The organism is Methylophaga sp., from assembly GCF_030651745.1.
The window spans coordinates 21,419-36,803 of sequence record NZ_JAUSCC010000073.1 but is presented as its reverse complement, the minus strand read 5'-3'; the positions used below and the strand labels follow the sequence as shown (position 1 = coordinate 36,803).

The 15,385-nt window shown below is 47.6% G+C and carries 17 protein-coding genes; 6 read left to right on the top strand and 11 right to left on the bottom strand.

Going from position 1 to position 15,385, the window contains the following annotated elements; all coding sequences use genetic code 11:
- Positions 1–2 precede the first annotated feature (2 nt).
- Positions 3–1,067, bottom strand: a complete 1,065-nt coding sequence (locus tag Q7V21_RS08565; RefSeq protein WP_304916886.1) for an efflux RND transporter periplasmic adaptor subunit — start codon at positions 1,065–1,067, stop codon at positions 3–5.
- Between the two features lie 93 nt (positions 1,068–1,160).
- Between Q7V21_RS08565 and Q7V21_RS08560 the strand changes: the two genes are divergently transcribed.
- Positions 1,161–1,820 (top strand): glutathione S-transferase, encoded by a 660-nt coding sequence (locus Q7V21_RS08560; protein ID WP_304916885.1) that lies wholly within the window; start codon positions 1,161–1,163, stop codon positions 1,818–1,820.
- 3 nt (positions 1,821–1,823) lie between these two features.
- Here Q7V21_RS08560 and bioD read toward each other — a convergent pair whose 3' ends face one another.
- From bioD to bioB, 5 genes are all read right to left on the bottom strand, one after another.
- The gene (bioD, locus tag Q7V21_RS08555; RefSeq protein ID WP_304916884.1) at positions 1,824–2,480 is read right to left on the bottom strand and encodes a dethiobiotin synthase; all 657 of its coding nucleotides are present in this window, start codon (positions 2,478–2,480) and stop codon (positions 1,824–1,826) included.
- Positions 2,480–3,376 carry a malonyl-ACP O-methyltransferase BioC gene (gene bioC / locus Q7V21_RS08550; protein WP_304916883.1) on the bottom strand — a complete coding sequence of 299 codons (897 nt, stop codon included), beginning with the start codon at positions 3,374–3,376 and terminating at the stop codon, positions 2,480–2,482. The genes bioD and bioC overlap by 1 nt, the downstream gene beginning before the upstream one ends.
- Positions 3,369–4,127: a pimeloyl-ACP methyl ester esterase BioH gene (gene bioH / locus Q7V21_RS08545; protein ID WP_304916882.1), complete on the bottom strand. Its 759-nt coding sequence runs from the start codon at positions 4,125–4,127 to the stop codon at positions 3,369–3,371. Before bioH ends, bioC begins: the two co-directional genes overlap by 8 nt.
- The gene (gene bioF, locus Q7V21_RS08540; RefSeq protein WP_304916881.1) at positions 4,117–5,289 is read right to left on the bottom strand and encodes an 8-amino-7-oxononanoate synthase; all 1,173 of its coding nucleotides are present in this window, start codon (positions 5,287–5,289) and stop codon (positions 4,117–4,119) included. Before bioF ends, bioH begins: the two co-directional genes overlap by 11 nt.
- Before the next feature lie 113 nt (positions 5,290–5,402).
- Positions 5,403–6,416, bottom strand: coding sequence for a biotin synthase BioB (gene bioB, locus Q7V21_RS08535; protein ID WP_304916880.1), 1,014 nt, complete (start codon positions 6,414–6,416; stop codon positions 5,403–5,405).
- 33 nt (positions 6,417–6,449) lie between these two features.
- Between bioB and Q7V21_RS08530 the strand changes: the two genes are divergently transcribed.
- The 5 genes from Q7V21_RS08530 (at position 6,450) to Q7V21_RS08510 (ending at position 10,599) form a co-directional block, all read left to right on the top strand.
- Positions 6,450–7,175: a ComF family protein gene (locus Q7V21_RS08530; protein ID WP_304916879.1), complete on the top strand. Its 726-nt coding sequence runs from the start codon at positions 6,450–6,452 to the stop codon at positions 7,173–7,175.
- Positions 7,176–7,214: 39 nt separating this feature from the next.
- Positions 7,215–8,288: a GGDEF domain-containing protein gene (locus tag Q7V21_RS08525; protein ID WP_304916878.1), complete on the top strand. Its 1,074-nt coding sequence runs from the start codon at positions 7,215–7,217 to the stop codon at positions 8,286–8,288.
- A gap of 65 nt (positions 8,289–8,353) precedes the next feature.
- On the top strand, positions 8,354–9,844 hold the full coding sequence (locus Q7V21_RS08520; RefSeq protein ID WP_304916877.1) for a DUF1538 domain-containing protein: 1,491 nt from the start codon (positions 8,354–8,356) through the stop codon (positions 9,842–9,844).
- Positions 9,841–10,191, top strand: a complete 351-nt coding sequence (locus Q7V21_RS08515) for a transcriptional regulator (protein WP_304916876.1) — start codon at positions 9,841–9,843, stop codon at positions 10,189–10,191. The genes Q7V21_RS08520 and Q7V21_RS08515 overlap by 4 nt, the downstream gene beginning before the upstream one ends.
- A gap of 18 nt (positions 10,192–10,209) precedes the next feature.
- A complete protein-coding gene (locus Q7V21_RS08510) occupies positions 10,210–10,599 on the top strand; it encodes a CBS domain-containing protein (protein ID WP_304916875.1) in 390 nt (129 codons plus the stop codon).
- Between the two features lie 2 nt (positions 10,600–10,601).
- Here Q7V21_RS08510 and Q7V21_RS08505 read toward each other — a convergent pair whose 3' ends face one another.
- Genes Q7V21_RS08505 through Q7V21_RS08485 form a run of 5 tightly spaced genes read right to left on the bottom strand, consistent with a single transcriptional unit; the run spans position 10,602 to position 15,368 of the window.
- Positions 10,602–11,435 carry a thermonuclease family protein gene (locus Q7V21_RS08505; RefSeq protein WP_304916874.1) on the bottom strand — a complete coding sequence of 278 codons (834 nt, stop codon included), beginning with the start codon at positions 11,433–11,435 and terminating at the stop codon, positions 10,602–10,604.
- Between the two features lie 8 nt (positions 11,436–11,443).
- Entirely contained in the window at positions 11,444–12,310 is an 867-nt protein-coding gene (gene ubiA, locus Q7V21_RS08500; RefSeq protein ID WP_304916873.1) for a 4-hydroxybenzoate octaprenyltransferase, read from the bottom strand.
- Positions 12,307–12,861 carry a chorismate lyase gene (locus Q7V21_RS08495; protein ID WP_304916872.1) on the bottom strand — a complete coding sequence of 185 codons (555 nt, stop codon included), beginning with the start codon at positions 12,859–12,861 and terminating at the stop codon, positions 12,307–12,309. Before Q7V21_RS08495 ends, ubiA begins: the two co-directional genes overlap by 4 nt.
- Positions 12,862–12,874: 13 nt before the next feature.
- On the bottom strand, positions 12,875–14,956 hold the full coding sequence (gene recG / locus Q7V21_RS08490) for an ATP-dependent DNA helicase RecG (RefSeq protein ID WP_304916871.1): 2,082 nt from the start codon (positions 14,954–14,956) through the stop codon (positions 12,875–12,877).
- Positions 14,957–14,981: 25 nt separating this feature from the next.
- Positions 14,982–15,368: a RidA family protein gene (locus Q7V21_RS08485; RefSeq protein WP_304916870.1), complete on the bottom strand. Its 387-nt coding sequence runs from the start codon at positions 15,366–15,368 to the stop codon at positions 14,982–14,984.
- Between the last annotated feature and the right edge of the window lie 17 nt (positions 15,369–15,385).

The window sequence follows — 15,385 nt, the reverse complement described above, 5'->3', positions numbered from 1 at the left end:
GTTTATTCCTGTGATTGCAGCGCTTTAACAGCGTGAGTTAATACCTGCTCTCCGGGTTGCAAACCAGCAAGGACCTCCAGTTGCTGATCAGCGAGTTGACGACCTGTGCGGATCTGCCGAAACTGAGGTTGGTCATTGACAAGCACATAAACCCCACTGAGTTCACCACGCTTGACCAGTGCTGTTAATGGAATACTTCGCACTGTCTCCATGCCGTTTTGCCAGCTTAAGGTTACCCACATACCTGGCAACAAATTTGCCGTATTGTCCGGCAAATTGCCCCTGACCCTGAATGAATGGCTGCTTCGGTCAGCTTGGGGAACTACGGTAAGTTTACTTAGCGCGATGGTTTCTTCAGCAAATCGAATGACCGGCTGAGTAGCCTGTCTGGCAGATCCAAGCTGAGATTGAGGGATCTGCGCAACCACACGTAATTGGCTCAATGACAGCCCCGACATAAGTAGCTGTCCGGGTGAGGCCATTTCACCAGGCTCAATGAGACGTTCGGTGACAATGCCATCATAAGGGGCTCTGATTTCAGTGTAGGAAAGCAAAACGCTGGCTTCTTCAATTTGTGCCCGGCGACTTTTCAGTTGCGCGTTGACTGCCTCCAACCGGGCATTGGCAGCACTGATATCCGCTCTGGCTTTATCCAATGCGGCCCGCGTAATTTGTTTCCGCTCGAAAAGTTCTTCCATACGTTTGGCTTCTGCGGCCGCCTCCTGCTGACGGGCAATAGCTTCGCGGCGATTGGCTTCATCAGCGGCCAAGCCAGCTTCGGCCTGTTTGAGTCTGGCTTGAAACTCTTCATCACGAAAACGAATAATCACTGTACCCGCCAGCACCCAGTCATCCACATCAACATTGACTTCAATGACTTCAGCGGCAATGCGCGAAGCGACTGTCGCATTGTTTACCGCTTCAACAACTGCAGGAAAGCTGAATTCGCGATTTATCTGTCGCTGTTCAACAACACTGACCTGCCATGATCCTGCCGAGGCTATCCCGCAAGAAAACCACAGCAACAACCCATACAGATAAAAAGACGAACAAAAATCCCGCTTCATATACAAACCAAACAAATATTAGTAATTGCTAATTTATAGTGGCTATGGGCTTTTGTCTATACTGATTGCCTATGTTCTGCTCGAGAGTACATCATGCGTACTGAATTACCTGTTCTATACAGCTTTCGCCGATGCCCATATGCCATGCGTGCCCGTTTGGCCATTGCCATTACGAGTTGTCAGGTGGAAATACGCGAAGTGGTACTGAGAGACAAACCAGCCAGACTACTGGAAATATCGCCCAAAGGTACCGTGCCAGTGCTGTTGAAAAATGATAATAGTGTGCTGGAAGAGAGTCTGGATATCATGCTGTGGGCGGCAGAATCTCATGCCATCTGGCAATCACTGGATGATGAGCAACGCAACGAATCATTCTTACTTATCCAGGAAAATGATGTCAGTTTTAAACAGGCTCTGGATCGTTATAAATATGCCGATCGCTATCCCGAACATTCACAGCAGTTTTACCGCAAACAAGGTGAGCAGTTTTTAGCCAAGCTGGAACGACGCTTGAATCACCGAGATGGCTTGGTGAGCGATTCACTGACCCTGATAGACTACGCAATATTGCCATTTATCAGACAATTTGCTCTGGTCGATTGGGATTGGTTCAGTCAGGCGGATTACCCCAAGCTGCAGAATTGGCTGAATACCTTTCTTCAGTCCGTCCTGTTCAAACGAATTATGCAGCAATATAAACCCTGGCAAGATGGCGATGTGGCTACTTTTTTTCCAGCAATTGTTATTAAATAAACTTTACAGCTGCAGATAAGCACTGGCATCTTCATCATCTGCCAGTTTGGGTACGATCCCCAGGCAAGGTGCGACTATTCGCTGTGTAAGGCTTTGAATAATCGCTGTTGATTGCGGGTCCTGTAAAAAATCATTGGCCACCCAACCTTTCAAAGTTAAACCCGACGCGGTAATGGCTTGCACGGTTAGTAAGGCATGATTAATACAACCCAGTTTGATGGCAACGACTAACACCACTGGTAACTTTAAAGCCTGTGCCAAATCCGCAATAGTTTGCTGCTCATTCAATGGCACCAACCAGCCACCCGCTCCTTCAACGACAACAACATCAGCTTGATGTTTTATTAAAGCAAACTGGGTTTCAATCATACTCAGGGAAATAGTTTGACCGATCTGTTCTGCTGCCAGATGCGGCGCAATCGCCGGTTCAAATGCATAAGGGTTCAGCTGAGAATAAGGTAGTTTGATATCGGCTTGCTGGCTTAAAGCCAAGGCATCAGCATTTTGCAATTCACTGTCATGCCACTCACAACCACTGGCTACTGGTTTCATCGCTGCAACCGACAGGCCTTGTTGTTGTAACAGTTTAATCAACCCCACACTGATGCGGGTTTTGCCGACTTCGGTATCGGTGCCAGTGACAAATAAATGCGCTTGCACTAAAGATTTTTCCTTAATTGATCCAGACTAATCGACACACAACCATTTTCATTGACCTGTGATTTTTCACCAACCCATGCATGACCATAGATTACCTCGTAAGTCGCTGGTAATTGACCGTTGACCCGGAACTGCTCACTGGCAGCAGTGACTTTTTTCAGCGTATTTTTACCGGTCAGGCCCCGACGGCGTCCTTGATTAACATTACGCGCACCTAATTGCTGTAAATCACGCATCATGCTGAGCAGATCTGGATACAACAGACTATGTCGATCACTATCTAACACCGGTTCACTGAGTCCGGCGGCAAACATGGCCTCAGCGACATCGTGCATATCCAGAAACACATTGATATGCGGATAGTTATCCACCGCCGCCCAACTTTGACGTAGCTCTTGCAGCGTATCGGGACCAAGCGTGCTGAACATCAGCAAACCACCAGGCCGTAATACCCGTTGTATTTCAGTAAAGGCCGGAGTCAAATCACACCACTGTAGTGCCAGATTGGCATAGACCAGATCGACGCTGTTATCAGCTAACGGAAGTTGCTCGGCATCACCGGCAATAAATAATGGCGATTTGTGACCGGGTAACCAACGACGTAATCCTTGAACTGCCCGGTAACGTTGTCTAGCATGTTGCAACATGGCAGGGGCGATATCCACCGCCACTTGTTGGGCCGCCGGATAACGTTGCTGCAGCAGATTCAAATTGCGTCCGGTGCCGCTGCCTAAATCGAGGATCTGTTTGGGATGAATTTTGACTAATTCCAGCCGTTCCAGCATTTCATCAGCGGTATCGCGCTGCAATATCGCCACATCATCATAGCTATTCGCTGCATTGGCAAAGGCACGCGCCACGCGATTTTTTTCCGGACGCAAGGCATGCTCAGTCATTGAGAAACTCTTGGATACTGTTGGCGCATAACTGTGGTCGGGAGATAAACGGTGCGTGCCCTGCTCCGGCAATTCGATCGATTGAAATGGCTTTATTTAATTCGGCTAAGCTTTCAGCCAGCGCAATCGGTACCAACTGATCGCGATCAGCCAAAATGCATTTCACCGGTATCGGTAGTTGAGACAGTTCGGTACGTAAATCCAAAGTTTGCAATAAATCCAGTCCGGCCTGTAATGCCTCAGGATGCGCGACATTATCGGCAGTTTGCTCTGCTAATAGTTTGATTGTTTCACGGCTGCCTTCCGCCCCCCGCGCCTGTAACATTACAAAGCGTTTCAGGGTTTCGCGTTGATCATGGTTCAGCTGCCCGGCAAATACCGCAAATACCGCCGCATCCATCGCTTCGCTCCAATCGTCAGCGGTGACAAATTTTGGATTGGCTGCCATTAAAACCAATTTTGTGACCCGCTGTGGATAGCGTGATGCAAAAGCCAGACTTATTTGTCCACCCAATGACCAACCCAGCCAATGTGCTGTTTGCGGAACGTTTTCAGCAAGTTGGTTTAATACTTTGTCGATTTGCAGTGCATCAGCCTGCCATTCGGACTGTCCATGACCCGGCAGATCGACCAGATACAAGGTGAATTTGTCTGCCAATAATTCGATAAGCGGGTGCCATACACCGCTATGCATACTCCAGCCATGCAACATCACCAGATCAGGCCCTTGGCCAATCTGTTTAATGAACATAACTACGCTCCAGAGCATCAAGTAATTTATCAATATGCTCAGCATCATGAGCAGCAGACAGCGTTATACGCAATCTGGCTGTGTTTTTCGGTACTGTCGGCGGGCGAATAATACCCACTAATATGCCCTGCTGTTCCAGATCCTGTCCCAATTTAAGCGCTGTTTTATCATCACCAATCAACAGCGGTTGAATTGCTGTTTGTGAGGGCATTAATGGCAAACCTAATTGCTCTGCACCATCGCGGAACTGTTTAATAAGTTGCTGTAATTTATCGCGTCGCCAGTTTTCTGTTTGCACCAGTTTTAAACTGGCGATCGTTGCTGCGGCAATAGCCGGGGGTTGCGCCGTGGTATAAATAAAACTGCGGGCCTGTTGCACCAGAGTTTCAATCACTACCTCGTCTGCCGCCACAAAAGCACCTGCCGTGCCAAAGGCTTTGCCAAAGGTGCCGACGAGCATTGGCTTTTGCTGTGTTAATTCAAAATGCTCAATAACACCGCCGCCGTTTTGTCCCAATACGCCCAGACCATGCGCATCATCAATCAATACACCGGCTTTATGTTGGTCGGCCAATGCCATGATTTCCGGCAATGGGGCAATATCCCCATCCATACTGAACACACCATCACTGACTATCAGTTTGTTCCGGGAGTTGGCGGCTGTGTGCAGGCGTTGGTGCAATAAGCCCATATCGGCATGGGGATAACGTAATTGCTGCGCTTCGCTAAGACGGCCACCATCCAGTAGTGAGGCATGGTTTAATTTGTCCTGCACTACCACATCGGTTTTGCCAAGCAGACCATCTATCACACCAATATTAGCCATATAGCCGGTGGAGAACAGTAACACACGCTGTTGACCAGTAAATTCTGCCAGGGCTTCTTCGAGCTGATGATGATAACGACTATGGCCGGTGAGTAGATGTGCTGCACCGCTACCTACACCTTCACGATCCAGTGCATCGGCGAAGGCTGTTTTTAATGCCGGATGCGCCGCCAGACCAAGATAGTCATTACTGCTAAACGATAATAATTTACGGCCATCCAACACCACTTCTACACCCTGCTCGCCATCACGCAACCGTGAACGACGATATAAGCCAGCCGCTTTACGCTCGTCTAATGTTTGTTGCAGTTGTGGTTGCCAGGGGAGTTGTGACACGAAAGCGCCTCGATAAATCAGCTACGTGGTGAAAATAAAACGGCGATTGCCTTTAACTGAAATGCTCTGCGCAGCATATGGCCACGCAGAGCATCCTGTAGTTTGGCAATGGTTCAGGCAGCTGAACAGTGTTTATCATCCTGTTGCTGCTGTCCGACCTGTAAAGGGGTGATACCCAGGCGTTTGAATAAACGTTGATCGTGATCGGTATCCGGATTGTCCGTGGTCAGCAGTTTTTCACCGTAGAAAATCGAGTTGGCACCAGCAAGGAAACTCATTGCCTGCAATTCATCAGTCATGTTTTCACGACCGGCAGACAATCTGACAAACGATTGCGGCATCATGATTCGTGCTACAGCAATGGTGCGAACGAATTCAAATGGATCCAGATTATTGATGCCATCCAGTGGCGTACCTTCGACCTGCACCAACAGATTGATTGGCACGCTCTCAGGATGGCTTGGCAGATTGGCCAGACTGATTAACAAACCAGCACGATCTTTACGGCTTTCGCCCATGCCCACAATACCGCCACTGCACACATGAATACCGGCTTCACGAACGTGACTTAAGGTATCAAGCCGATCTTGATAAGTACGGGTAGAGATGATTTCACCGTAGAATTCCGGTGAGGTATCAAGATTGTGATTGTAATAATCCAGACCCGCTTCTTTCAGACGTTTGGCTTGATGATTTTCCAACATGCCCAGTGTGACACAGGTTTCCAGCCCCATATCCTTAACGCCTTCAATCATCGCAACAACACGATCCACATCACGATCTTTCAGGTTACGCCAGGCGGCCCCCATACAGAAACGGCTGGCACCAGTTGATTTAGCTTGTGCGGCGGATTCGAGTACTTTATCCAGTGGCAATAACGGTTCGGCTTTCACTGCAGATGCATGATGCGCACTTTGTGGACAGTAACCACAATCTTCGGCACAGCCACCGGTTTTAATGCTCAGCAAGGTACTGATTTGCACCGCATTGGCATCAAAATTCTGCCGGTGAATGGTTTGAGCTTTGTACATCAGATCCGCAAATGGCAAATCAAACAAGGCTTCAATTTCCGCCTGCTGCCAGTCGTGGCGAAGCGGAGCGGTCTTTTCTGCTATATTTTCAGTCATGGGCTTCTTCATCAGATTTAATGGATTAATAACATGATGGCCAGAAACTTTAGTGCCGTAGTGACGCATCGTTTGGCGGAATTATACAGCAAACTGTTACCGATTCCCTGCTTCCTCTGTGGTGACTTTAGTCCACATGATGCGCTGTGCAAAGCCTGTATTGTCGAGCTACCGTGGCTGGACCAGTGCTGTCAGCGCTGTGCCTTACCTCTCAACGAAAGCGGAATCTGCGGCCAATGCCTGCAACATCCACCACCACAGCAATTAAGTTTGGCCTTATTTCGTTATGAAACCCCAATCAACCATTGCATTGCTGCATTTAAATTTCACCAGCAACTGGTTTTTGCTCAAACCTTTGCCAGGCTACTGGCAGCAAAAGTCAAAAAACGACAGCATGAATTGCCGGAGATATTGATTCCCATTCCGTTACATCCAAGCCGATTACGCCACCGTGGTTATAACCAATCGGCTCAATTAGTCGATGCTTTGTCCAGGGAGTTAAGCATTCCTGTCGATAAAACCAGTTTTATTCGTCAGCGCAATACCACTCCTCAAACTGGGATGAGCGGCAAACAACGTAAACGTAATGTAAAACAGGCATTTGCTGTCACTAATCTTCTGCCTTATAAACACGTGGCATTAGTTGATGATGTCTATACCACAGGGCATACCGCGGCCGAAGCTTGCCGTTGTTTGCAACAAAACGGCGTTGAAGTGGTAGAAGTATGGACAATTGCCCGCGCAATACGCCATTATTAGGCCACCAACTATTTACTTCACATTGCTCAAGGCTGTTGCATGCCTCAAAAAGACGTGACGACGCTTCAAGATCGATTAAATGATCTGATTCGTATTGCCAAAAGCAATGAGCGAAAACAGCTCAACTTTCAGCAATATGAACTAAGTCTGCTTAAGAGCAGCGGTCTCGAGCCGTTACTGAAACTGATTCTGGAAGAGCATAAACATCGCTTCCAGCTAACGGCTGTCACGTTGATGTTGCATGATCCGGAATATGAATTCCAGCGGTTACTGGAATCCTTTCCAGAAACCCAACAATGGCAAAACCATTTGCTGTTTACCGAATCCGTGCAACGCCTGGAACAGTTTTTCAGTTTACGACGGATCCCGCGGCTGGTGACTTTCTCTTCGCACCAGCACCAGCAACTGTTTCCCTCATATAATGAACTAGGTTCGATCGCGCTATTGCCGTTGATTCGCCAAAATCAATTGATTGGCAGTCTGAACCTCGGCAGTCGTAATCCCAACAGATTCCAATCCAATATCGGCACACAGTTCCTGGAACATCTGGCAGCAGTAGTATCAGCCTGTATTGAAAATGCCCGGTTGCATGAAGAAGTCAAACTGGTCGGTCTACGCGATCCGCTGACCGGCGTGAATAACCGCCGATTTTTTGATCAGCGCATCACCGAAGAATTCAGCCGGGCCAATCGCAATAAAACACCTTTGTCCTGCTTATTTGTCGATCTGGATTATTTCAAGCGCATTAATGACAGTCATGGTCATCAAACCGGTGATCAGGTGCTCAAACATGTGGCACAACTGCTCAATGACAGTCTGCGGCAAGGTGATGTGCTGGCACGCTATGGCGGTGAGGAATTTGTCGTGTTGTTAGCAGATGCCAATCGTGCAGTTGCAGCAGATATTGCAGAACGTATGCGGAAAACCGTTGCTGAAACAGATTTCACTGTTACAGCCGGTAAAACCATACGTGTCACCTTGTCTGTTGGCGTTTCAACGTTGGAACCCGGCAGCAATATGACGGTTAAACGTTTATTACAATCCGCTGATCAGGCGGTCTATGGAGCAAAACTATCGGGACGCAATCAGGTAAAGGTCAGTGCTGAAGCATGACAACAGCTTGTGACGGCTGACAACAGGCTCTACAATCCAATTTAAACCACTGTGAAGAGGATCTGGTGAATCAACTAAAAGCTTTTTCAGATGCATTTATGCATGCATTGAAAAATCTGCTGCCCATCGTCGTTGTAGTGGTTATTTTTCAGACCTTTATCTTACAGAGTATCCCCGATAACACTCTGAGTATAAGCATTGGGCTGCTTATCGTTGCCATTGGCGTTGCTTTGTTCCTGCGCGGTCTTGAATTAAGTATATTCCCGGTAGGCAAAAGCCTTTCCAATCAATTTACCAAACGTGGCTCTTTGTGGATTTTGCTGTCTTTTGGTTTTGCACTCGGCTTTTCTGCGGTGGTTGCTGAGCCAGCATTAATTGCAGTCGCCGAACAGGCTCAAGAGATCAGCGAAGGTCGCATTGATGCGCTGATTCTAAGGTTTCTGGTAGCTATCTCGGTAGGCTTTGTGGTCGCGCTTGGGGTATTTCGGATTTTATTTGGCTATCCGCTGCACTGGTTCATGATCATCGGCTATCTTACTGTCGTGACCATCACCTTTTTTACGCCTGCTGAAATTGTTGGCCTGGCTTATGATTCTGGCGGGGTCACCACCAATATCGTTACGGTGCCATTAATAGCGGCATTGGGCATTGGTTTAGCCACCTCTATTCGTGGTCGTAATCCCCTTATTGACGGCTTTGGTATTGTAGCCATGGCAGTAATGGTGCCGATGATTACGGTACAGCTGTACGGGATTGTCGTGTTTAGCGGAGCAGAAGCCACTTCGGCAGCAGAATTGAGTATAGCTAGCGCTCAACAGGAAGCACTCTCCGGTCCGATGAGCATGTTGATGGATTTGCTTGGCATGGTGGGAGACGTTTTACCCATCATTATTACTATCCTGTTTTTCCAGTATCTGGTGTTAAAACGTCCGTTGACCAATCCGCGCAAGGTGGTCTTAGGCTTTGCCATGGTGTTATTTGGCTTATATGCGTTTGTGGTGGGTCTGAAAATGGGCCTGTTTCCCATCGGCAGCAGCATGGCTGAACAACTGATAAAAAATCAGCATATTATTTATGTCTATCTGTTTGCATTTGCCATTGGTTTTGCCACCACTATGGCTGAACCCGCCTTGATTGCTATCGGTCAACAGGCAGAGGAAGCGGCATCCGGCAGGATAAATGGTAATGTTATCCGGATCCTGGTGGCATTCGGTGTCGCCATTGGTATTACTATCGGTGTACACCGTATTATTTCCGGTGACTCGATCCACCATTACATTATTGGCGGCTATTTAATCGTCATTGTGCTGACGCTGATTGCCCCCAAATATATTGTGCCGCTGGCATATGATTTAGGTGGTGTGACGACTTCTGAAGTCACCGTGCCTTTGGTCACGGCACTGGGTATTGGTCTGGCAACCCATATTGAAGGCCGAAATATTCTGATGGATGGCTTTGGTTTGATTGCCTTTGCCTCCATCTTTCCAATCATAACAGTCATGCTCTATGCTATCGCGATGCAGCTCATGACGACATTGAAAAAGGTAACCCCATGAAATTTTCAGTTCTTGTCGCTATCGTTCCAGAAGAAAGTGAGCAAGCTGCGATTGATGCAGCAAGGGATTTAGGGGCGGGCGGTATCACACTGATGTCTGCTCGCGGTATCAGTAATAACGCCAAAAAAACGTTTTTTGGTCTCAGCTATGATGGTAGTCAAAGTGTTTTATTGATGGTGCTGGAAAAAGGCCTATCCTTACAAATACTCAAAGCCATACAGGCCATTCTGATGCCGGATGAATCCGACTCAAAAGGTTTGGTATTTACCCTGCCGCTGGAGCATCTGGCCGGTATTGATACATCACAGGTTGAAAAATTCCAGCAACATTTACGAGAAACTCTCTAGACATCAAGGATTACCCTCATGCGATTAGTTAAAGACGTTATGATCTCCGATGTGGTCATGATTTCACCATTTGCCAAAATTCGTGAAGCATTAAATTTGATGAAACGCCACAAAATAAAATCACTGGTGGTAGACAAACAAAGTCAACATGATGCCTATGGTTTGATTACCTATTCAGATGTGCTGAAAACTGTTATTGCTGAAGAAGGCGATATTGATTTACTGAATGTCTACGATATTTGTGCCAAACCGGTTATTGCTGTTGGAGCCGACTTATCAGTTAAACACGTGGCGACGTTAATGGCTTCTCATAGAGTCAAACGACTGTTAGTGCTCAACAACAATGATTTGATTGGCATGGTGACCATGAATGACATCATGGAACAACTGCTCAGCGAGATTGAATAAAGCTAATCTAATATGACAATTGCACTGGGATGCTGCACAAACAGACTGTAATGGTCACCCCGTTTGGACATCCAGCCACGTACTTCCAGAGGCTTTTTCAAATACTCTTCTAATGGCGGAAACAAAGTCTGCTGCTTTTTGGCAATACGCAGGCTGACTTTGTCATTCACTTTCAATACCCAGTAATCACGGGTTTGCGATTGTGATTTGGCTGTTAACCGCCAGCGTTGCCAGCCTCGATAGTCATTTTCATTAACCGTTGATACCTTGCGAGGTTGATAGTGTTTAACCGCCCAGATGCCTTTTTTATGATCCAGGGCATGTTGTTGGGCAGCCATTAATTGCTCTGCATACTGCAAATTAGGTGGTTGAATGGTTAGTGCTGCCAATCCCTGTTGCAGCAGTTGTTCGTTGATAAACTCACCATCAACTGTCCATGCATAGGCTAACAGTCGATCATAACGATCCCGTTTTTCCGCATCGTACTGCAGATAGACCTGCCCATCCTTTAACTGATTTCTTAACCAGTCTCTGGCTTCAATACCTCCAGGTTCGGCTTCACGATGTCTTGAGCTGATTTCAGGCGTATTAATACTGAGTAATCTGACCCGCTCATCATTTTCCAATACCAACGTGTCACCGTCATAGACGCGTTTTACATTAAATAAATAGCGGTTGGAATTTGGCTGCAGCTCCAGAACTTCTGCAGCCGGATCAGTTGGTTGATCTGAAAATATTTGCCGTCCACGCTCGTCAGTCCACTGATAAACCTCTGTTGCATGAACATGGCTAAGCAGTAAAAAAACAAAACAATAGGAAGTAAATAAACGCAGCATCAATCGACTCAGCTCAGGCTGTAATGCAGAACAATGCTGAAAAACACCACCGCGCCAACCCAGTTGTTATTCAGAAAGGCTTGTAAACAGGCATTTCGTTCACGATCTTTGCTTAACCGCAATTGGTAGATAAACAGCATTGCAGCTATCAATAGCCCGAAATAAAACACCATGCCCAGCTGCAATTGCAGCCCTATCACCAGCATGATCAACAGATAACTCAGTTGCAATAAGCCTTGTATCAACAAGTCATTTTTGCCAAATAAAATCGCGGTGGATTTCACTCCGGCTTGCAGATCATCTTCACGATCGGCCATTGCATAGAAGGTGTCGTACATGGTGGTCCAGACAATATTGGCCACAAATAACCACCAGACAATCGCCGGTAAGCTGTTAGTCTGAGCGGCAAACGCCATCGGTATTGCCCAGCCAAATGCCATGCCCAATACCAGCTGTGGCAGATAGGTAAAGCGTTTCATAAAGGGATAGATCGCTGCCAATATAACTGCCACGAGCGACAACATAATGGTGAACGGATTAAGGAATAGCACCAACAGAAACGCCACTAAAGCCAGGATCACAAAGGTCAGTACTGCTTGCTTTGCGGTTAATGCACCAGTGGCTAATGGTCGGTTTTCAGTTCGCCAAACCTGTCCATCAATGTGTCGATCAGCATAATCGTTAATCGCACAGCCCGCCGCTCGCATCAACACCACGCCAGCAATAAAAATCAGCAGAATCTTGATATCCGGCAGTCCGCCGGCGGCAATCCATAACGCCGTTAAGGTTGGCCACAGCAATAATAAAATACCGATGGGCCGGTTCATCCGGGTAAGTTGCCAATACAGCTGCAGTTTTTTGAATAAGTTTGTCATTCTGACCAATCCTGATTGGGTAGGAACATTTCACAGACCAGGAGGCTATTGCCGGCAAAATAAAAACAGGATCGTCTGGCCCACATAATTGCTTTGTCATCCAGTGCTATACCGTTGTGTTTTGCCAGTTCAAACAGGCTTTGTCCTGTTCGCAAGCTGGCAACTTCCAGAGGTCCGCGTTTAATGGCCGGATCGGTAAACAAAATTTCTCCCAACGAGCGGTTTCCTAGATGATGAATATGTAAATGGGCTTGTAATGCCTGATAACTGGCCCGCGGCACAATGGTCCGTGCAAATACACGTGCTTTGTCCCCATCGCGTAATATCACTTCACGGCAATAGGCGTTTTCATGTAACGGTTGTTCCAGCTTCAACGCTTCTTCAGTTAATGGCTTCTGCCAACCGGTCTGCTGCAAATCCACACTGAATTGCTTTTGACTGGTTTGTCGCAAGCGCAAAGTCAACGAACCCTTATCAGTAAGCCAATCGGCCAGTTCGCTCGGCAACTTTGCAGTAGCAGCTGAATGCCAGTGGGCTTGGCTTCTTATCATAAAAAATTGGAACTCATACTTGTCCGAAGTTCAGTTTGGTGCCGAACCAGCGGTTGATTAACGGGGCAACTTTATCTGGATGGTGCTCTATTAATGTTTCAGCGGCTTTAGTCACTGCTGGCAATAAATCCTGATCGGCCAGCAAATCGGCAACCCGAAATTGGGGCAAACCGGTTTGCCGTGTACCCAAAACTTCACCCGGACCACGAATTTCCAGATCGCGTTGGGCAATCACAAAACCATCATTACTTTCACGTAAACAGGCAAGTCTAGCCAGGCCATTTTCCGACAGTGGTGGATGATACATCAGCACGCAATGACTCTGAACCGTTCCGCGTCCTACCCTTCCGCGTAACTGATGTAATTGGGCTAATCCAAGACGTTCGGCATTTTCAATCACCATCAAACTGGCATTGGGCACATCCACTCCAACTTCAATCACCGTGGTGGCCACCAGCAGATCAATTTCAGCCAGTTTAAAAGCCAGCATAACCTGTTCTTTGTCTGCTGATTTCATCCGGCCGTGCACTAGAGCAATACGTAAATCCGGTAATGCCTGTTGCAATTGTTCTGCGGTATCTTCCGCTGCCTGACATTGTAAATGCTCAGATTCTTCAATCAAGGTACACACCCAATACACCTGGCGTTTTTGCTGACAGGCCACATGAATCCGTTCAATAACTTCCGGGCGTCGATTGTCAGCGACCACCACCGTGGTCACCGGTTGCCTGCCTGGCGGTAATTCATCAATGACTGAGACATTTAAATCCGCATAAGCCGTCATTGCCAGGGTTCGTGGAATCGGTGTAGCCGTCATGACCAGCTGATGCGGCAGAACATCCACCGCTTTGCCTTTATCCCGCAAGGCCATACGCTGATGCACACCAAAGCGATGCTGCTCATCAATAATCACTAAACCCAGCCGATTAAAGGTGACTTCATCCTGGAATAACGCATGAGTACCTACGGCAATATTGATTTCGCCTTCCGCCAATGCGGCAATCACCTGGCGACGCTGCGAAGCCGTTTGCTTGCCAGCACACCAGCCGACTTGAATGCCTAACGGCTCCAACCAGTTACGAAACGTCTGATAATGCTGCTCTGCGAGTAATTCCGTCGGTGCCATCATCACCGCCTGATAGCCACTGGAAACGGCTATTAATGCTGATAAAGCCGCCACTACCGTTTTGCCGGACCCAACATCACCTTGTACCAATCGCTGCATCGGAATGCTTTGTTGCAGATCCTGGCGAATTTCTTTGATTACACGTTGCTGAGCACCGGTTAACGGAAATGGCAGTTGTTTTAAAAACTTTTCACTGAAGGTATCTGCATTAAATTTGGGTGCCTGATGTTGCTGAGTGCGATAACGGATTTGCCGCATGCTGAGCTGCTGGGCCAGCAGCTCTTCAAATGCCAGACGTTTTTGTGCCGGATGTTCACGGGAGATTAGCTGAGCGACATCGCAATCCGGCGGCGGTAAATGCACATATTTCAGGGCTTGGGTCAGATCAAAATGTGCGACGCGTGGATCCAGCAAAGCTTCAGGTAAATAAGCTGGCATGGTTTGCTGATCCAGCAGATTCAATGCCTGATGTAATAATTTACGCCAGGACAATTGATGCAAACCTTCGGTGGTTGGGTAAACCGGGGTTAAGGTCTCTTCGACAGCAAACGGCGCATCCCCCTGAATCAATTGGTATTCGGGATGCACCATTTCCAGAGTAGATGGGCCACTACGAACTTCACCAAAACAGCGAATACGCTGCCCTTTGGCTAATTGCTGTTGTTGGCTTTTGGAAAAATGAAAAAACCGTAATACCAATGCACCAGTGCCATCGCTGATATGACAAAGCAGTGATCGGCGCCGGCCGAATTTGACCTGACTGAGTTGAATCACCCCTTCGACCAGTTTTTCCTGCTGCGGCCGCAAACTGCCAATAGGCATTAAGCGGGTTCGATCCTGATAGCGTAGCGGTAGGTGAAACAACAGATCCTGGATCTGCCGTATCCCCAGTTTATCCAGCTTCTCAGCGAGTTTTGCGCCGACACCTTTCAGCGAGGTGACCGGATCGGCGATGGCCAGCTCAGTCACCAATAACCGCCTTTATCGCTTGAGGTTATGCGCCAAGATGCAAAATAGCATCCATTTCAACCGGAACATCTTTAGGTAACGATGCCACACCAATTGCCGCACGGGCAGGATACGGTTGTTGAAAATACTCCGCCATGATTTCGTTTACGGTACCGAAATACGCCAGATCGGTCAGGTAAATATTGAGTTTGACGACATCTTGCAAACTGCCACCGGCAGCCGTTGCAACAGCTGATAAATTATTAAACACCTGACGAACTTGAGTAGCGAAATCGCCTTCAACCACCGTCATGGTTTCCGGTACTAATGGAATTTGGCCGGACAAGTAAACAACATCGCCCACTTTGACGGCTTGTGAATAAGTACCAATAGCTGCAGGTGCATTGCTGGTGTGAATAATTTCTCGGGACATAAAAACTCCGGCTAAGT